The following is an 18,506-nucleotide window of genomic DNA, read 5'->3' on the forward strand; positions in this document are numbered from 1 at the left end:
TCCGCCGAATTTACGGACTGCGTATTTTAAGACAAATCGGCTTCCACGGATTTTGACGCAATCGCGCCGTCGGCCACGGCCGTCACAATCTGCCGGAGCGTCTTTTGCCGCACATCTCCGACTGCATAGACGCCGGGTAAATCTGTCCGCATGGTTTCATCCGTCAGAAGATAGCCCGCCTCGTCCATCGCAACCTGGCCGCGAAAGAGCGTAGTGTTGGGTGTTTGCCCAATTGCAACAAACACGCCGTCACAGGCGAGTTCTTGTGTTCTGCCTGTCTTTCGATCCCGAAGCGTGACGCCGGTCACTGTGTTTTCGTGCAAAATCGAGACAACCTGCGCATTCCATACATATCGTAGATTCTCGCACCGGGAAAGCGGATCCAGATACGCCTTGGACGCCCGAAGCGCGTCTCTTCGGTGGACAAGCGTCACCGTGCGGCATAACTTCGAAAGAAAAACGGCATCTGCTGCTGCGGTATCGCCGCCGCCAACAATAACCACCTCTTTGCCGCGGTAAAACATTCCGTCGCAGGTCGCGCAATATGAAACGCCTCGTCCGCGCAGACTTTGTTCCTCCGGAAGCCCCAATTCCCGCGGAGAAGCACCGGTTGCCAGAATAACCGTCCGCGCGCGGACGTCGCCTTCCGCAGTATGCAGCACCTTTTCTTTGGCTGCAAGTTCCGCTGCGCGCACCTCTGTCAGCCGCGTTTCTGCGCCGAATCGCTCTGCACTTTGCTGCATCCGCACGCCCAATTCAAAGCCAGAGATTCCATCCGGAAATCCCGGGTAGTTTTCAATCCGATCCGTCGTACCCATCTGGCCGCCCGGAGAAAGCTTTTCGAGCACGACAGCCGAAAGTCCGGCGCGTGCACAGTAAAGCGCGGCGGCATAACCGCCGGGGCCGCCGCCGATGATCGCAACATCATAAAGCGTCTCCACTATCTTACCTCTTTTCTTATCTTCTTATCAGAAAGTATTCCGGTTTCAGATGTCATTATACCGTATATACGGTCGCCGACTCGTTTGCCTCCCGGATCGCGGCAAGCATTTTCCGGGAAACGCCGTTATCTGTCACGATTCGATCCACATCGCTGACATCTGCAAATTTCAGGAAGGTAATTCTGCCCAGCTTGCTGCTGTCCAGCAGGACAATATTGAGTGAAGAAATAGAGAGCATGACGCGCTTGACTTCCGCCTGTTCAAACGTCGGCGTTGTAAATCCATTTTTCACGGTAAATGCATTCGACGCCAAAAAGGCCTTATCCACATTCAGCGCGGAAAGCTCTTTGACTGCCATCGATCCGGTCGTACAGTGGAATCCGCGCCGCAGCATACCGCCGATCAAAATTACATTCGATGCGGCGTTTGTTTCCAAAAACGCCGCAATCTGGATGTCATTGGTCACGATGGTCAGATTCTTCTTTTCAGGAAGCAGTTTTGCCAGCTCCATCGTGGTCGTTCCGGTATCCAGCGCAATGGTGTCGCCGTCCTCAATCATCGAACAAGCGCAGGCGGCGATTCGCTGTTTTTCTTCAATATGTTCGATTTCCTTCATATTGGAGTCCGGCTCAAACCCGATTTTACTGACGGGAATGGCGCCGCCGTGCGTCCGCCGGAGTTTGCCTTCCGCTTCCAGGTCGCGCAGATCTCCGCGGATCGTCGCTGGAGAAACACCGAACAGTTCACATAGTTCCGGCACCATAATTTTCATGTTTTCGTGGAGCAACCGCAAAATTTGTTCTCTGCGTTCCTCCGCAAACAACGGATGTTCCGAATTCGCTTTCATGACACAACCCTACGCATTCTTTGTTAGTACTTTCAGTATACCCTTTCAGAAAACAAAATGCAACAATAATCAATCGTTCAAATGATTTCATTTTTCATTGACAAAGCCCAATGCATTTGTTAAAATGAAAACAAACAACAACATATGATAATAGAGGTGTGCAAAAATGGGAAAAAATTTGAAAGAAGTTTGCCTGATCGGCGCTGGACGCGCCGGAATGATTCACGCACGCAACTTTAAAAACAAGGTTCCGGGATTTAAAATCACCGCCGTCTGCGATCCGATCGAAGACGCAGTCAAGGCCGCCTGCAAAGAGCTTGAAATCGACCGGTTCTATTTTGACTACAAGGACGCCCTGCAGGATGAAAACATTGACGCCGTGATCATCGTCTCCCCGACCAAATATCACTGCGAAATTGCAGTTGCTGCTGCAAATGCCGGCAAGCATATCCTCTGTGAAAAGCCGATGGCCATGAACGCCGCCGAGTGCCAGATGATGATCGACGCGGCGGAGAAGAATCATGTCGTTCTGCAGATCGGCTTCATGCGCCGGTTTGATAAGAGCTTTATGGCTGCCAAAGAAGCCATTGACGCCGGAAAGATCGGCGAAGTTGTCCTCGTAAAATCGCTGACCCGCGGTCCGAGCACCCCGCGTCCCTGGATGTATGACATTAAAAAGAGCAACGGACCGCTTGCAGAAGTCAACAGCCACGATATCGATACCGTACACTGGTTCTCCGGCAGCGAATTTGAGCATGTCTATGCAATCGCCGGAAATTACCGCTGCCACGATGCAAGAAAAGAATTCCCGGATTTCTATGATAACGTCGTGCTCAACGGCCGCTTCAAGAACGGTGTGCAGGCTTCCATCGACGGCGCACAGGGCGTCGGATACGGATATGATGCCCGTGCGGAAATTCTCGGCACAGACGGCTGCATCTATCTTGGAAATACCGATGAAAACACCATGCTCTGTGTTGACCGCAGCGGCATCAAAGAACAAAAATTCATGAAGAGCTGGACGCATCTTTTTGAGGACGCTTATCTCGGCGAAGATCTCGACTTTGCAATCTGCGTACTCGAAGGCAAACAGCCGAAGGTTACCGGCCGCGACGGCATGAATGCAGTTAAAATTGTAGAGGCCGGCAATACCTCCATTATTGAAAAACGCATCGTATACCTCGACTAATTCACCAGCAAAGGCAGGAACCCGATATGGCTGACTTTATCAGAACTGTAACCGGCGATATTTCCCCTCTGGAGCTTGGCTATTGCCAGTGCCATGAGCATCTTCTGCTCGCAAAGGGAAAATCCTATACGATCGATCCGTCGCTCTGTATGGACGACGAGAAAAAAAGCGCGGATGAGCTGCTTTCCTACTATGCAGCAGGCGGACGCGCGCTCGTCGATGCCCAACCGGTCGGCTGCGGCCGGATGGCGGACGGGCTGCGCCGGATTTCCGAAGCTTCCGGCGTCAAAATCATCGCTTCTACCGGTTTTCACAAGCTGCTCTTTTATCCGGAGGATCATGTGGTCTACCACTCTTCCGCAGAAGAGCTCGCCGAGCTCTTTGCCGGGGAACTGACGCTGGGGATGTTTGTCGATCACGTCAACGGCGAGGCGCCTTTCACAGAGCGCGGCGCTGCCAAAGCGGGCATCATCAAAACCGCTTCCGACGGACGCGACATCACTTCAGGCGAAGATGTTCTTCCGATTTACCGTAAACTCTTTACTGCGGCAGCAATGGCCGCTGTCAAAACCGGCGCTCCGGTGATCACGCACCTTGAAATGGGCGACGGCGCAGACAGCCAGTTCCGTGTCCTGACAGAAAACGGCGTTCCGGCAAACCAGATCATCATGAGCCATCTCGATCGCGTCGTCGACCGCACGGATCCCAATCGGTATTTGCGCGTTGCAGAGAGCGGTGTCTTCCTGCAGTTTGATACCATCGGCCGCTTTAAATACCACAGCGACGAAGATGAGGCCTGGCTGATCGCAATGCTTTGCGAACATGGATTTGCGGACCAGATTCTCATCGGTCTCGATACCACGAACAAGCGTCTCCGATCGTACGGCGGCGCGCTGGGTTTGACCTATATTCTGGATACGTTCCGCAATACATTGGCTGCGCACGGCGTTGGCGACGATTTATTTGCGCGCTTCACGCTTAAAAACCCGCAGCGTGCACTTTGTTTTCACTAATAATCCCCTTTCCTTGCGGCGTGTGGAGGATTGACTTCTTCCGCACGCCGCATCTTTTGTTTTATAAATCCCCCAAAAACCGCCTCTTAGGGCTGATCGGCCGAAGCGGCCGAAACCAGGATCTCCGCCGCGCCTGGCAACCTCTGATCGAAACCACTGCTTCTCGTCAGGCAGTCAGGCATTGCCGGGTTTCTTCCTGTCATCCGCAGTTCTTTATGGCAATTTGCAAACGGAAGATGGTTCAAATTCTAAAACACGAAAGCCAAGCCGGCATTTTGAAAAATTTGATTTTTGTTCTGACTGGCAAACAGCTTTCGGTTTCGATTGATATTTGTATCATAATGTCATGACATCATGATTTTTGCTTGCAAAATTCCAGCGCCCGGTGTACAATAAAAGAAGACATCCGGGATCAAATTTACAGCATCCCGCTTCTTTACCCGAATCATTTTAAAAAGGAATGAATAGTTATGGAAAAAATTCTTGCAACTCCCAGATCCTTCGGAAAAGCCAGCCGTGAGCCCATCGAAATGTTGGAAAAAGCGGGTTATAAAGTCATTCTCAATCCGGTTGGAAAGATTTTGGACGAAGAAGAAATGAAGAAATATATCGCCGACGTCGTCGGAATTGTAATCGGCGTTGACCCGCTCAATGCGGCGGTTTTGGACTGCGCCAAAAACCTCAAGGCTATCTCCAAATATGGCGTCGGCACCGACAATATTGATCTGGAAAAAGCAAAAGAACTCGGCATCCCGGTCTCCATCACTGCCGGCGCAAACTCCAACGCCGTCGCGGACTACGCGTTTGCACTGATGATGGCTTGCGCACGCCGCGTAACAGAAATCAATGCAAAATGCAAACAAAAGGAATGGAAAAAGATCACCACAACCGATGTTTACGGCAAAACCATGGGCATTCTCGGACTCGGCGCCATCGGCAAAGGCGTTGCCAAGCGTGCACAGGGGTTCGGCATGAAGGTTCTGGCTTACGATGTATTCTGGAACGAGGAATACGCCAAAGCGAACGACATCATCTATGCAACGCCGGAAGAAATCTATCAATCCTGCGATTTCATCACGCTGCATCTGCCGCTGACGCCGGAAACAAAGAACATGATCGGCTACGAGCAGTTCTGCATGATGAAGCCCACCGCTGTTTTTGTCAACACCGCGCGCGGCGGCGTTGTCGACGAGGATGCGCTGGTGCGCGCCTTGAAAGAGGGAAAAATTTACGGTGCCGGCGTCGATGCATTCTCTTCGGAACCGCCTGCGAATGAGGAACTTTACACACTCGACAACCTGATCATGGGATCTCACTGCGCAGCTTCTACCACTGGTGCTGTGGAAGCCATGGGCAGAATGGCCGCTCAAAATCTGCTCAAGAGCCTCGGAAAAGCATAACTTCTTCCGGGCGCTTACCGGACAGCCGGAACCGGTTGTCTTCCTGTATTTTCGAAAGTCAAAGCCGCCGGCTAAGCCGGCGGCTTGCATAAGCCCTAGAAGGGCTTGGTACAGACGCAGCCCCTGAAGGGGCGCCGAAGGGGTTTGCCGACCGCATTCCTTCCTCCGGCAGCCCCTAAAGGGGCTTTGTTTTATGCCTTCTTGCTCACGCTACCCGTAAACGGGTCTACGAACTCTTTCAGTTCGACCTGATCCGCTATCTGATCCTCGGTTAGCTGGTTCTTTATGTACTCCTGTATTTGCTTTTTATTTCTTCCTACCGTATCCACATAATATCCCCGCGCCCAGAAATGTCGGTTCCCATACTTGTCTTGAGGTTTGCGTGCCTGTCGAATATCATCAGACTGCTCTTTCCTTTGAGATATCCCATGATTTGCGATACGCTGTACTTCGGCGGAATCCTGATGAGCATATGTACGTGGTCTCTGCACAGCTCCGCTTCGATGATTTCGATTCCTTTTTGCTGGCATAGTTGTCTCCATATCTTCCCAATATCTACCTTGATTTCTCCGTATATCGCCATTCTCCGATATTTCGGCGCGAATACTACGTGGTATTGACATCTCCATGTCGTATGATTTAATCTGTTTATGTCTTTTTCTTTCACGTGAAAGTCCTCCCTGTTTTGATTGTTGTGTGGTCGGCAAACCACTTCTTATCTAACAGGGAGCTTTTTTCTTGTCTACTCTACTCCTCGCTATAAGCTATTTTTTTACCCCCGGCATAGCCGGGGGTTGCCTTTGGTACAACCAAAACAAACCGGGCTGCATCATTTGAAAGATGCAGCCCGGTTCTTTTTTGATTTTGAACGCCACCGAATACGCTGATAGACATGTCCCGTAAAGACGCTTTCGCTCCAATCGCCGCGCGAAACAGACTGCCAATCTGCGATTTGGCAAATGCAGACGCACTCGATGAAAAAAGCGGAGAGCCGGTTTGTGGGCAAAGCGCATTGGATGCAATCGAAAAGCGCATCCGTAACATTCTTAAGATTCCAGCCGGCAAAACACCTTACAAGACATCTCAAATCTCCGGCTTTCCCGGACATTTTTGGCTTTTATTCTGCAAAATTCACTGGCAACTGTCCCGGTCAAAGAACCCGGATAGCATCCTGGATGGTTTTCTCCAGCGCCTCTCTTCCGTATGCGTCAACGGCATTTTTGTCCTTTTCCGTATGCGTCAGACATCCCGCTCCGCCGATACATCCGCCGGAACAGGCCATTCCTTCCACAAAATTTTCCACCAGCAGGTTTCTGCCCGCCTTGAGAAGCGCCGTCCGGCAAGCCTCAATTCCGTCGCAGGCAAGCGGACGGTAATCGAAATCTGACAGACCGTTTTCTTTAAGTCCTTCCCGTACAGCCTCTGAAAGCCCACCGCTTCTGCAGAAAATTCTTCCGTAATAAGAGGCGTTGTCGAGCGCTGTTTCCGGAAGCGTCGTGATGTCGATATCCCGGCTGTCAAAAAGCGCCTGCAATTCTTCAAACGTCAGGACACTGTCGACATATGGCGCAACCTCCGGCCGTTTCATCTCCATCTTTTTTGCTGTACACGGCCCGATAAAGACAATCCGTGCGCCGGGATGCGTTTCCTTGATGTATTTCGAAATGGCTGCCATTGGGGATAAATTGTGAGAAATATGCTCTTTGAGCTGCGGAAATTGTTTCTCAACATAGCTGACAAACCCGGGGCAGCAGGAATTGAAAAGGAATCCCTTCTCATAAAGTTCCTGGCATTCCGCGTTTGCAACCATGTCGGCGCCCAGCGCAGCTTCCACTGTATGGAAAAAGCCCAGTTCCCGAAGGCCGGTAATTACCTGCCCCAGCTTTGCATAGCTGAATTGGCTTGAAATCGACGGTGCAACAATTGCATACAGCGGATACGCCCGGTTTCCATCGCTCTTCTGAATCAGGTCGACGACATCGAGAATCCAAGATTTATCCGTAATTGCCCCAAACGGGCACTGGTACACACACGCGCCGCATGCGATGCATTTTTGGTTATCGATCGATGCCGCCTGCGCCTCGTTTGCCCGAATCGCCTTGACCTTGCAGGCATTTTCACAGGGGCGTTTCCGATTAATAATTGCACTATACGGACACACCTTTGCACAGCGTCCGCATCCGACACATTTCGTCTTGTCAATGTGCGCTTTCAAATGCTCATCATAGGTGATGGCGCCGCGTTTACAGACGTCGTTGCACCGATGCGCGATGCAGCCCCGGCACGCTTCCGAGACTTCATAGCCGCCCATCGGGCACTCGTCGCAGGCAATTTCGATCACTTCGATCACATTGGGATTTTCTCGATCTCCGCCCATTGCCAGCTTGATGCGCTCTGAAACGATTGCGCGTTCCTTATAAATGCAGCAGCGCATCGTCGACTTCGGTCCCGGGGAAATCAGCTTCGGAATATCGGAAATCTTCTCAAGAAGGTTCCCATCAAACGCCGCCCGCGCGACCTCCCGCAGTACTCTATACTTTAAATCCTGTACCTTGGTATCAAATTTTCTCACAAACCTTGCCCTCGCTTTTTAGAAATAACTGACCTTGATGCGCTTGCCCATTTTTTTCAGCGCTTCCGAAAGCTCATCGACCAGCCGCATTTTAATGCTGAAGCCAATCGGCAAATTCGGATTCTGGTGCGCCGGGTTGATCGCGCGTCCGACAAAAAAGTTAATGTCCGTCGCCTCTTCGAAAAGGAGCCGGGAAATGAGCGAAGCGCCGTCATGCTTATAGCTCCATTCTGTGTAACAGGCATTGTTATCCAGATAGCTCTGCGCATATTTGAGAACCCGGCTGATGGTAATCACGCCCTCTGTGACGAGATCCACGCCGTCAATTTTCGCAATCGGCGGAATTTCCGGATCGACATAATCCAGCTGCGGAACCACTTCCTTATGCAGATATTTTCCCGCCAGCGTCGACGTTGTACCGCCGCAGACGATATGTTTTCCGCCCTTTGAGAAAAACAGCGCCATCATTCGGTTGACGTCGTCCGGGTTGGACGGCGGTCCGATCATCAGATTCATCGGGACGCGGTTCCGGATCTTCACGGTACAGACCGTTGTATCATCACCGGGACGTTCGCCGTAAAGCCGGTTGCATTCGTCCAGCAGGATGGTCGACAACGTCTTGGCCGTAAATTCCGGGTCATACATAGTCTCCATAAAATCCACGATATTCTTGCGTTCCCAGCCATAATTGAGCGTCTGCTCCACGCCGGCATGAATCGCACCGTCACTCATCAAAATGAACACATCATTTTCCTGCAGACGGATTTTGGACTGGTAAATGGTCTTGCCGCCGATTTCCTGGACGGTTTTCGGATACTCGACGTTTTTGCCGTCACGCAGCAAAATCACCTGCGGATTGTCATACTGAATCATCTCCGCCTCTTCGTTGTTTACAATCCGCAAAATGGTAAAGGTGGAGTAGGCAACTTCCCGCACCTTACAGACCGGAAGCGTCGAAGCAATCGTAGAGACGCAGTCCTCGATGCTCATCGATTCCGCCATCATCGTCGAAATAATCTTTGACGTCAGTGTGGAAAGGATACTCGCCTTTACCCCGCTACCGAGCCCGTCAGCAAGCACCACAACAATCGAATCTTCCCCCTGCTCCACAACATCAATATGATCGCCGCAGAGCTGTTCGCCGTATTTATTCAGGCTGTGATATCCGATATCTGTACAAAGATTATTCATCACCCAGCGACTCCTTCAGTTTCGTCAAAGCGATTTTCGTCTCTGCGGTCGTCTCGCCGAGCAGAGACGCGATTTCCTGTACGACACGCATCTGCTTTTCTACCACCTTATCGGTGATTTCAATGGTTTTGCGGCTGATTTCTTCTTTCTTTTCCCGTTCCGATTCTTCCGCCGTCACATCGCGCATGACGCACATAATGATCCGGTAGCTCTTATCGTAAATCACGGATTCCTCGATATATTTCTGATATTCCGCAAGATAGACGCGCTTATCCTGCACGCTTCTTCCGCTCTCCATCACATCGAAGAAAATTTTGGGATCGAGGATCCGCACGACCTGTTCGCCGAGCACATCCGATTCGCTGCGGATATTCATAATCCGGCGGGCAGCGGCGTTGATCTGCTGCACCTCGAGCGCCTCGTTCAAAACGATAATTCCATTCGGCGTGTTGTTGATGATGTTATCCGAGAAAGATTCCGCTTTTTCTTTCAGAAACGGCAAACACATGGAAAGATCCGCTTTGCCCTGGTAGATTGCAACCGCCTTTTCCCGACAGGTATTGTACCCGCAGGTGCCGCAGTTGAGCTCGTCTTCCGGCTTTGTTTTGCCCATTTTCCGCAGAATTTCTTTCATTTCCAGCGTACCGGGCATCCGATGGTTCATACCCATATATCCGCGATCCAGCTTAATCTCCGCAAGAGGCGGCTGCTCGACCTGGAAATCTTTTTTGCCGGCGTAATGATCGATTGTCACATAATCCGTCACCGGCAGCCGATGGTCTTTTCCCATTGCCGGTCCGCCGATGCAGCTTCCGCTGCAGGAGGACATCTCCACAAAGCAGTGCGAAAGCTTTCCCGCGATGATGTCCTTCACCGCGCTCATGCAGTTTTCGATCCCGTCCACCGTCAGATAGGTATAATTGTCGGTATCCTCGCGATCCATCGTCCGCAGAATTCCGCCTGCCGTCGGAAACAGGCGTGCCCGGCTCTCCGGATTCTGTTCCGTATCCTGTTCCGGCTCGATGCCTTCCTGACGGAACCATTCTGTCAGCTCTTCAAAGGTCAGCACGCAATCGATGACCTTGTCATACTGATCCGCTTCTGCCTTTTTGGAAATACACGGCCCGACAAAAACAATTTTCGCACCCGGATACCGTTTGCGCAGGCTGACCGCATGGGCCTGCATCGGAGACATCACCCGTGCAAGACATCCGAGCGCTTCTGGATAATACTTCTGAATCATCATATTGACCGTCGGACAGCAGGAAGAAATGATGACATCTTCCTTTCCTTCCCGCACCATTGCTTCATATTCCCGTTTGACAATGGTCGCGCCAACTGCTGTTTCTTCCGCTGCTGTAAAGCCCAGCTTCTGCAGCGCCTTCTCCATCGTTTGAATGGAAGCACCGGTATAATTTGCGGCAAATGCCGGCGCCACACTGACAACGACCTGGTCATTCTCTGTCATCAGAACTTTCGCCTTTTCGACATCGTTCCGGATTTCTTTGGCGTTCTGCGGACATACGACAAAGCATTGTCCGCACAGAATGCACTCGTCTCCGACAATGTGCGCCTGGTTTCCGGAAAATCGAATGGACTTCACCGGACAGTGCCGGATACATTTATAGCAGTTTTTGCAATTCGATTTTTTCAGCTTGAGATACTCCGTCATCGTGTATAACCTCCCAGGATTCTCCGTCAGATTTTTCAGCTGTGCGTGCGCCGCTTTTTGCACCGAACACGTTTAAACGCACGTTTTTAAAATTCAGGAAACTTTCGACAAAATTTCGTCTTTAAAAAAATCATCTACCGTATCCGGACTGACGGAATACAGCACATCGTCCACCGTTACAGAAACGCCATGGACACAGTTCCCCATGCAAAACCGGCCGCCCATCTCCACCTTGGTTTGCAGGCCGTTTTGCTCAACCAATTCCTGCAGGCGTTCAATCACCCGTCTGGAGCCTTTTAAATGGCAGGAGCTTCCAATACAAATTGTAACTTTCATTTACATTTCTCCTTTAAGTATTTCATTATATTTGTTGCATACTGCAATCTTTACCACCACTCGAATTTCATTTTGCACTGTTTTGACAAAACAGATTTTGCGTTCTTTTTGTGGAAAAAAGGTTTTTGCGCCAGCATTGCGGGGCGGCTTTTCCGACCGGGTTCGCGCAGCGGAACTGCGCAAGGTTATTATAGCGAAGCTAAAATGTTCTTGCGCTGGCGATGCGCCAGCATTGCGGGGCGGCTTTGCCGACCAAGGTTCGCGCAGCGGAACTGCGCAAGGTTATTATAGCGAAGCTAAAATGTTCTTGCGCTGGCGATGCGCCAGCATTGCGGGGCGGCTTTGCCGACCAAGGTTCGCGCAGCGGAACTGCGCAAGGTTATTATAGCGAAGCTAAAATGTTCTTGCGCTGGCGATGCGCCAGCATTGCGGGGCGGCTTTGCCGACCAAGGTTCGCGCAGCGGAACTGCGCAAGGTTATTATAGCGAAGCTAAAATGTTCTTAAGGGGCAAAGCAAAAGCTTTGCGAAGACGGCAACGCCGTCCGGCATGCGCAAGCATGGCGCGCTTAAGGTTATTATAACACATCCCCCCTCCAAAAAGCGAGAGCAAACCGTAAAAAGCCGCACAATATACTGCGGTACACTGTGCGGCTTTTTCGTCTTCTGCTCATTTATGGTATTTTCCATTTTCGGAAATTTGGAACGCACGGTAGACCTGTTCGCAGAGCATCACGCGCGCAAGCTGATGCGGAAACGTCATCGGCGACATGGATAACTGCAGACGCGCCGCCTTTTTCACCTGAGGCGAAAGTCCGTAAGAACTGCCGATTACAAAACAAATTTCTGAATTACCATTTATAGCAAAGGTTTGCATCGAGCTTGCCAGCATCTCGGAAGAGTAAAGCTTTCCTTCAATACACAGCGCAACGATGACGCTGTTGCCTGCGCGTTTTAGAAGCTGATGCGCTTCTCCATCCAGCGCGCGGTCAATTTCCGCCAAAGATGGCTGCTCCGGCAACCGGCTCTCTGGAATTTCCTCAATAGAAAACTTGCAAAAAGCCTTTAATCGCTTCGCATATTCTGCACAGGCTTCGCTCCAATACCGTTCTTTCAGCTTTCCGACACAAAGAATCCGAACTGTCAGCATGGTTTTCTGCTCCTTTAAAAAATCCACATCGCGCCTGTAAGATTATCCCGCGGCGCAACTGCAAGCTGATAATCCACATTCTGCCGCATTCCGGCATTGTTGAGCGCCGATAATGCTGTCTGGAACGCAGTCTCCGGTGTATTGTTTTCCGCACTTAAATGTGCCAGCAAAAAGCGCGTCGCACCGCTTTGCACGAGCCGGGGAAGCTCCTGCGCACAGGCGTCATTCGAGAGGTGCCCCAGTTTTGACAAGATTCGCTGCTTTAACACATACGGATAATTTCCATGCCGGAGTATTCCCACGTCGTGGTTAGATTCCAGCACAATCGCATCGCATCCGGAAATTCCCTCCTGAACGGTTGGCGGAAGATAGCCAAGATCCGTCGAAAACACCACTGTGCGTCCATCTGCCGTTACAATCCGGTATCCAAACCCTTCTGCGCAGTCGTGCGGAATTGCAAACGGCCGGATTTGCATTCCTGCACACTCCATACCTGACGTCGGGATCACATCACAGGGATACTTCCCGTTTAGGATTTCCATATCGCACAATGCCTCCATCGTGCCGCGGGACGCATAGACCGGAATTTTATGGCGGGAAGCAAACACCCGCAACCCCGACACATGGTCGGAATGTTCATGCGTTACAAAGACTGCCCGAATTGCAGAGGGGGCGATTCCCGCACCGGAAAGCCGCATTTCAATCTGTTTTGCGCTGCGCCCGGCATCAATCAGCACGCCGGACTCTGCCGATCCGATATAATAGCTGTTCCCGCTGCTTCCGCTGAACAGCGGATAAAGCCTTGCCATTTTGCTGTTTCCTCCTCGACCGTTTCTGCTCTTTATAATACCGCAAATCGCTGCGCTTGTAAAGCAACCGGAACGGCACCGCATACCAATTGCGCTTCCGTACATACTGGCCCGATTTATTTGGAAAGCTGCATCCCTCATTTGGGATCGAAGGCGATTGCCCGCCATGCCGGCTGCATTTATTTTGATGTCGAGCTGTTTTTTCGACATCAAATACACACTTGCATTTTTTAGGATTTCACGTTATACTATGGCCAAATAGACAATTCAAGTCATAAATTTAGGAGGCATCATTTGGCTTTTTCCGATTATGAAAGCAAACAAATTCGCACGGCACTGCTCCGGGAAGCGCGAAAATGCGGCGCGACGATCGGCGTTCGGAAAACCTCCGTGGAGCAGCTAACCGAAGCAGCCGGTATTTCCAAAGGCTCTTTCTATAAGTTTTTCGACTCGAAGGAACTGCTGTTTTTCTCCGTTTTGGAAAACATTCATACGGAGATTTATGAAATCGCAAAACAGGCGCTTGCGCAAAACGCGGACATCCCGCCTCATGCACGTGCTGAAAAGGCGTTAATTGCCGCATGCAAACAGCTCTCCGACACCGGCGCCATGACCTTTATCGAAAATGACGCAGAGTTTCTTTTGCGTCGGTTACCGGAAGCGGTCAAACAGGAGCACTACCATGACGACGAAACGCATATCCGTGAGCTGCTCTCAGAAAGCGGACTTTCTCCTTCCGGCGGAATGGCACTCGCAACAGCGACCATTCGCGGACTGATTTTGACCGTTTCCCATCAGCAGGAAATTGGCGTCTGTTACCCTGAAGTATTGGGACTTCTGATCCGCGGCGCAATGAAAGAATTGTTTCCGCAAACCTGAAACGCTGCCGCAAGGCGGCTTTTCAAAAGCGCAGAAGTTAGCCTGAGTTAACTTCATGAAAAGCCTTCTTCCTGAGAAACGGCTTTCGCAACAAAAGCGCCCGGCAGCACAACTGTTTTCTGCGCAAAAATACGGCAGTATACACACTGCCATTTCTAAAAAGCAGACTGGAGGCCGCTATGAAATATCACATTGAAAAAGATACCGTACAGGAAACACTGGTCATTCCGCTTTACGCGCGGAAAATGTGTTCGGAACGCTTTCCGATCCTATATCGGGACGAGACAGCCATCCGGCTTATGGAACAGATCGATTATGATTTTTCCGCACTGGAAGAAAAATCGAAAAGCAAACTGCAGCAATTTGGATTTTTGGAAGCTGCTATGCGGCAGAATGACCTCGCCTATGAGGTACAGGATTATTTGAAAGCACATCCGCAGGCAGCTGTTGTCAACCTCGGCTGTGGGCTGGATCATACCGGACGGCACTGTGATAATGGTTCGCAAGATCTACAATCTCGATTTTCCGGATGTTATCGCGGCGCGCAACCAGCTACTTCCCGCCGGAGAGCGAGAAGAGAACATCCCCTGTGACCTGAATGATCCCGCGTGGTTTGACAAAATCGACAGCCCCGGCGGTATCGTGCTCTTTGCGGCCGGTGTGTTCTATTATTTTTTGAAAGAACAGGTCCAATCGCTTGTGCAGGCTATGGCGCATGCGTTTGCCGGCGGTGTACTCGTTTTTGATGCTGCAAATCAAAAGGCGGTCAGGCTGATGCTGAAAACCTGGATCAAAAACGCAAAGATCCGGGATGTCAGCGCTTATTTTGCCGTTTCAGATGCCAAACGCGAACTTTCCGCATGGAGCCCGGAGATTTAAGTTTCAAGCCGCGGGTATATGCTCGGGTATCAGGATTTACATGATCCGTCGGTACCTGGGCTCTACCGGCTTTTAGCCAAAATCGGCGATCGCAGGATGAACATGCAGATTGTCCGATTGGATTTCAAAAAGGATTCAAAACATGCGACATCTTCGTTTTGACCTGGATTCAAATGGCCTTTTCCGCATTTTCTAGACTTGTACAGCTGATTGTGCCGTCATGCTACGCGCAATGACAAGTCGGAAGAATCCATGGCGGACCGTGCAGGCGCCGACAGATCCGAAACACAATTCCCAGATGCAGAACCTTTCTCATTCTGTATCTGGGGATTGTGATCTTTTCTATTTTCTGCATCGGCAAAATTCGTTTCTGCCGTTCGCCATTTTATGTCGCAACTTTTATGAATATAAGAAGGGAACGGCAATGCCGTTCCCCATACACATCTGAATGTATTCAAGTATCGTTTATCCAACGCGTGCCGCGCTTGGCTCCGTCACCTGAATGCGACGGATATCGGCACCCAATGCACGCAATTTTTCTTCCAGACGCTCATATCCGCGGTCAATATGATACAAATCCTCAATCTGCGAGGTTCCGCGCGCACACAACGCTGCAATCACCATCGCTGCACCCGCGCGCAAATCCGTCGCGCGGACCGGAGCCGCCGTCAGATGATCGACACCTTCAATGATGGCAATCCGGCCATCCACCGCAATGTTGGCTCCCATACGCTTTAATTCGTCGACATAACGGTACCGGCTGTCCCAGACACTTTCGTTGATGCGGCTTGTCCCCTCCGCGATCGAAAGCAGCACGGCAATCTGCGGCTGCATATCGGTCGGGAAACCCGGATGCGGCATCGTCTTGACATTGCAGCGCGTCAGCGGACCATCGCGCCGAATCCGGACGCAATCGTCACCTTCCTCTACCGTCACGCCCATCTCTTCGAGTTTGGCAGTAATGGATTCCAAGTGTTTCGGAATTACATTCCGAACCAGGACATCTCCGCCGGTTGCAGCGGCTGCAACCATATAAGTTCCGGCTTCAATCTGGTCCGGAATAATCGAGTAGCTCGCACCATTTAGATGCTGCACCCCGCGGATCTTAATGATATCCGTTCCAGCGCCGCGTACATCTGCACCCATAGAATTCAAAAAGTTGGCAAGATCTACAATATGCGGTTCTTTGGCAGCGTTTTCAATCACTGTCAAGCCTTCCGCCTTTACAGCTGCGAGCATGATATTCATGGTTGCGCCAACTGTCACAACGTCAAGGTAAACCTCTGCACCGATCAGGCGATCTGCACGGACATCAACCATTCCGTCCTCGAGTGTATTGGTCGCACCGAGCGCATCAAAACCTTTGAGATGCTGATCAATCGGGCGAACACCGAGGTCGCATCCGCCAGGCATCGCCACAACCGCATGCCGGCACCGCCCGAGCAGTGCACCGAGCAGATAATAAGAACCCCGGATATTCCGCGCCTGTTCATAAGGCGCCGTACAGGTGCGAATCGGACGCGGGTCAATTTCCACCGTAGAACGGTTTACATATCGAACCACAGCACCCATTTCCTTTAAAATATCTACCATTGCGGTAACATCCGTAATTTCCGGTACATTTTCAATCCGACAAACGCCGTCTGCAAGGATTGCCGCCGGAATAATGGCGACGGCAGCATTTTTGGCGCCGCTGATGGTCACTTCGCCGGTCAGGCGTTTTCCTCCGGTGATCTCTAACTTCTCCAATGCGTTACGCTCCAATCCTACTTGGTTTCCTGCCCTTTTTTCGTTCCCGAAATCTATCACTCCGTCTTCATTCTGCTCCGCCGGACACCGTTCTATGCGGACATGCGGGCAAATCACGGAACGTCATAAAATACAAAATTCATCTTGAGCAGCATAAACGTGCACTTATAAATGATAATATAATCCTGTGCAAAAGTCAACACTAACAACCGGCAAGCCAAAAATTTGCGCAAATTTCCTATTCGAGATACAGCCGCGGATCCATCTGTGTGCCGTTGTCAATGATTTCAAAATGCAGATGCGCGCCCTGAGAATCGCCGGTATTGCCGACATAGGCAAGCAACTCGCCTTTCGCCACCTTCTGGCCCTGTGTAACCACAATATCGCTCGCGTGTGCGTAACGCGTGACAAATCCGTTCCCATGGTCGACTTCCACGTGATAGCCGTATCCATAATCGTCAAACGCAACCCAGCTGACAACGCCGGCATCAGAGGCGACAATCGGCTGGCCGGTTGCGCCGCTTCCCGAAATATCCAATCCGCGGTGAACGGTTCCCCAACGCGCACCATATTCCGAAGTCACAGTCCAAAGCGTCGGCGCAGGCCAGGAAAACACGCCGCTTGCAACGCCCGGCTCTTCTCCGGTTGGCCGAATCTGCGTCCCGACCGTCACCTGTTCCGCTACCGGTTTTGTCAGCACCGTCCGCTTGATATTTTCCCGCTCTGTTTCCTTTCCGCATTCGCAGGAGACACGGTCCGTTCGCTCTTCCCGTCCGGGTTCTCCCGCAGACGTTACAATGGTTTCATCGCTATAAAGCGTATCATCTTCTGTTGTGACGGTGTCATATGGGATCTCCTGCTCATAGGTTTCCGAATGCACCACCAAAACATGCAGCAGCTGCTGCCGCTTACAGATATTCAGGACGGTTCCGGCCTTCAGCTTGCCGGAAATCCCGCCGTTGTCCTCAGACAGAAAAAGAACCGGCAGCGCCTGCTTCTGTGCAACCGACTCCACCGTGTCGCCTTTTTTAGCCCGATATTCCGTTTTTTCCTGCACCGATCCGGTCAACAGCTGCTTGATTTCTGCAAATGATTTTACATGATCCGTGGCAAATAAGCCCTCAACCAGCTCAACGGACTCCAAAAAGCAGGCGTCTTCCCCGTTATACGCCGTTTTTTCGGTATCGAGCAATTCCTGAAGATAGGCAGAGAGCGCTGCAGAATCCGTCACCGCGCCCAAAAGACTGCCGTTGAGATAGAGCCCGGACGCCTTGACAATCTTGTCCGAATTTTCCAGCAGCGTATCGCAAACAGCGCCTGCGTCGAGATACGTCCGATGAATCGCAGGCTGTATTTGGAACACCGGTGTTGCCGGTAAAGCCGTCTGAGAAACAGCATCATAAGACACTTTGTGATACAGCAAATCGGAGGCCTCTTCAAAGACGGCCTCATCCTCTAAAACGCCGATATTCTCCCCTTCGCATTCCAGAGACAGCCCATATGCCATTTGATTCCAATACGCAATGGTTCCCAGAAGCACGACAATTGCCAAAACCGGCATGATCATATTGAAAACGGAGCACACCAGCGTCTTTCGGAGCACAGCCGCACGCTGCGCTGCCTGTTTTCCGCGCTGGTTTCGATATTTTCGAAACGCCGCCCGATTTTTCCGGTAGCTTTCGACCCAGTCTCCCAGTGTTTTCCGGTAAAGGAAACCAAACAGGCCGGCAAATTTTTGCAGGATCGGTGCGAGACGTCTTCCAAGTCGGCGCAATCGGCGCAGAACCCGCAGTCCAAATCCAGTTATCCACCGATACCAGCCGTTCCGTCTGTCCATCTGCCGCGCCTCCTTTCCTGCCTTTTCTCATTCTACATCGGGTC

At 51.3% G+C, this 18,506-nt stretch carries 15 protein-coding genes and 2 pseudogenes; 5 read left to right on the top strand and 12 right to left on the bottom strand.

The window, feature by feature from the left end:
* Positions 1-26: 26 nt before the first annotated feature.
* Together trxB and IAG03_RS06820 are read right to left on the bottom strand one after the other, a co-directional pair.
* Positions 27-944: a thioredoxin-disulfide reductase gene (gene trxB, locus IAG03_RS06815; RefSeq protein WP_249319431.1), complete on the bottom strand. Its 918-nt coding sequence runs from the start codon at positions 942-944 to the stop codon at positions 27-29.
* 52 nt (positions 945-996) lie between these two features.
* A complete protein-coding gene (locus IAG03_RS06820) occupies positions 997-1,788 on the bottom strand; it encodes a DeoR/GlpR family DNA-binding transcription regulator (protein ID WP_249319348.1) in 792 nt (263 codons plus the stop codon).
* A gap of 166 nt (positions 1,789-1,954) precedes the next feature.
* Between IAG03_RS06820 and IAG03_RS06825 the strand changes: the two genes are divergently transcribed.
* From IAG03_RS06825 to IAG03_RS06835, 3 genes are all read left to right on the top strand, one after another.
* The gene (locus tag IAG03_RS06825) at positions 1,955-2,977 is read left to right on the top strand and encodes a Gfo/Idh/MocA family oxidoreductase (protein WP_249319350.1); all 1,023 of its coding nucleotides are present in this window, start codon (positions 1,955-1,957) and stop codon (positions 2,975-2,977) included.
* Positions 2,978-3,003: 26 nt separating this feature from the next.
* The gene (locus tag IAG03_RS06830) at positions 3,004-3,990 is read left to right on the top strand and encodes a phosphotriesterase family protein (RefSeq protein ID WP_249319351.1); all 987 of its coding nucleotides are present in this window, start codon (positions 3,004-3,006) and stop codon (positions 3,988-3,990) included.
* A 470-nt stretch (positions 3,991-4,460) separates the two neighbouring features.
* Positions 4,461-5,390, top strand: coding sequence for a phosphoglycerate dehydrogenase (locus tag IAG03_RS06835; RefSeq protein WP_249319353.1), 930 nt, complete (start codon positions 4,461-4,463; stop codon positions 5,388-5,390).
* 191 nt (positions 5,391-5,581) lie between these two features.
* Here IAG03_RS06835 and tnpA read toward each other — a convergent pair.
* The 8 genes and pseudogenes from tnpA to IAG03_RS06875 form a co-directional block, all read right to left on the bottom strand.
* Positions 5,582-6,057 (bottom strand): annotated as a pseudogene (gene tnpA / locus IAG03_RS06840) (IS200/IS605 family transposase).
* Positions 6,058-6,137: 80 nt separating this feature from the next.
* Positions 6,138-6,425: a hypothetical protein gene (locus tag IAG03_RS06845; RefSeq protein ID WP_249319355.1), complete on the bottom strand. Its 288-nt coding sequence runs from the start codon at positions 6,423-6,425 to the stop codon at positions 6,138-6,140.
* Positions 6,426-6,540: 115 nt separating this feature from the next.
* Positions 6,541-7,962 (bottom strand): monomeric [FeFe] hydrogenase, encoded by a 1,422-nt coding sequence (locus IAG03_RS06850; RefSeq protein ID WP_249319357.1) that lies wholly within the window; start codon positions 7,960-7,962, stop codon positions 6,541-6,543.
* Positions 7,963-7,980: 18 nt separating this feature from the next.
* A complete protein-coding gene (locus IAG03_RS06855; RefSeq protein WP_249319359.1) occupies positions 7,981-9,153 on the bottom strand; it encodes a SpoIIE family protein phosphatase in 1,173 nt (390 codons plus the stop codon).
* Positions 9,146-10,825, bottom strand: coding sequence for a [Fe-Fe] hydrogenase large subunit C-terminal domain-containing protein (locus tag IAG03_RS06860; RefSeq protein WP_249319360.1), 1,680 nt, complete (start codon positions 10,823-10,825; stop codon positions 9,146-9,148). The genes IAG03_RS06855 and IAG03_RS06860 overlap by 8 nt, the downstream gene beginning before the upstream one ends.
* 93 nt (positions 10,826-10,918) lie before the next feature.
* Positions 10,919-11,161 (bottom strand): NAD(P)H-dependent oxidoreductase subunit E, encoded by a 243-nt coding sequence (locus tag IAG03_RS06865; protein WP_249319361.1) that lies wholly within the window; start codon positions 11,159-11,161, stop codon positions 10,919-10,921.
* A gap of 668 nt (positions 11,162-11,829) precedes the next feature.
* The gene (gene rlmH, locus IAG03_RS06870; protein WP_249319362.1) at positions 11,830-12,309 is read right to left on the bottom strand and encodes a 23S rRNA (pseudouridine(1915)-N(3))-methyltransferase RlmH; all 480 of its coding nucleotides are present in this window, start codon (positions 12,307-12,309) and stop codon (positions 11,830-11,832) included.
* Positions 12,310-12,323: 14 nt separating this feature from the next.
* Complete coding sequence (locus IAG03_RS06875; protein WP_249319363.1) at positions 12,324-13,118, bottom strand: MBL fold metallo-hydrolase; 795 nt, start codon at positions 13,116-13,118, stop codon at positions 12,324-12,326.
* A 294-nt stretch (positions 13,119-13,412) separates the two neighbouring features.
* Here IAG03_RS06875 and IAG03_RS06880 point away from each other — a divergent pair, with 294 nt between their 5' ends.
* Complete coding sequence (locus tag IAG03_RS06880; RefSeq protein ID WP_249319364.1) at positions 13,413-13,997, top strand: TetR/AcrR family transcriptional regulator; 585 nt, start codon at positions 13,413-13,415, stop codon at positions 13,995-13,997.
* A 179-nt stretch (positions 13,998-14,176) separates the two neighbouring features.
* Positions 14,177-15,038 (top strand): annotated as a pseudogene (locus tag IAG03_RS06885) (class I SAM-dependent methyltransferase).
* A gap of 303 nt (positions 15,039-15,341) precedes the next feature.
* On the opposite strand, the gene murA reads toward IAG03_RS06885, so the two are convergent.
* Together murA and IAG03_RS06895 are read right to left on the bottom strand one after the other, a co-directional pair.
* Positions 15,342-16,625 (bottom strand): UDP-N-acetylglucosamine 1-carboxyvinyltransferase, encoded by a 1,284-nt coding sequence (gene murA, locus IAG03_RS06890; protein WP_249319365.1) that lies wholly within the window; start codon positions 16,623-16,625, stop codon positions 15,342-15,344.
* 238 nt (positions 16,626-16,863) lie between these two features.
* The gene (locus IAG03_RS06895) at positions 16,864-18,462 is read right to left on the bottom strand and encodes a M23 family metallopeptidase (protein WP_249319366.1); all 1,599 of its coding nucleotides are present in this window, start codon (positions 18,460-18,462) and stop codon (positions 16,864-16,866) included.
* Positions 18,463-18,506: the final 44 nt, after the last annotated feature.

The sequence above is a fragment of the Yeguia hominis genome, from assembly GCF_014384705.1.
GTDB lineage: Bacteria > Bacillota > Clostridia > Oscillospirales > Acutalibacteraceae > Yeguia > Yeguia hominis.

Excerpts from the sequence above, each read along its gene's own strand:
- IAG03_RS06830 (WP_249319351.1), top strand. The coding sequence starts at position 3,004 with ATGGCTGACTTTATCAGAACTGTAACCGGCGATATTTCCCCTCTGGAG.
- IAG03_RS06820 (WP_249319348.1), bottom strand. The coding sequence starts at position 1,788 with ATGAAAGCGAATTCGGAACATCCGTTGTTTGCGGAGGAACGCAGAGAA.
- IAG03_RS06855 (WP_249319359.1), bottom strand. The coding sequence starts at position 9,153 with ATGAATAATCTTTGTACAGATATCGGATATCACAGCCTGAATAAATAC.
- IAG03_RS06835 (WP_249319353.1), top strand. The coding sequence starts at position 4,461 with ATGGAAAAAATTCTTGCAACTCCCAGATCCTTCGGAAAAGCCAGCCGT.
- IAG03_RS06865 (WP_249319361.1), bottom strand. The coding sequence starts at position 11,161 with ATGAAAGTTACAATTTGTATTGGAAGCTCCTGCCATTTAAAAGGCTCC.
- rlmH (WP_249319362.1), bottom strand. The coding sequence starts at position 12,309 with ATGCTGACAGTTCGGATTCTTTGTGTCGGAAAGCTGAAAGAACGGTAT.
- IAG03_RS06895 (WP_249319366.1), bottom strand. The coding sequence starts at position 18,462 with ATGGACAGACGGAACGGCTGGTATCGGTGGATAACTGGATTTGGACTG.
- IAG03_RS06825 (WP_249319350.1), top strand. The coding sequence starts at position 1,955 with ATGGGAAAAAATTTGAAAGAAGTTTGCCTGATCGGCGCTGGACGCGCC.
- IAG03_RS06860 (WP_249319360.1), bottom strand. The coding sequence starts at position 10,825 with ATGACGGAGTATCTCAAGCTGAAAAAATCGAATTGCAAAAACTGCTAT.
- IAG03_RS06875 (WP_249319363.1), bottom strand. The coding sequence starts at position 13,118 with ATGGCAAGGCTTTATCCGCTGTTCAGCGGAAGCAGCGGGAACAGCTAT.
- IAG03_RS06845 (WP_249319355.1), bottom strand. The coding sequence starts at position 6,425 with ATGCGCTTTTCGATTGCATCCAATGCGCTTTGCCCACAAACCGGCTCT.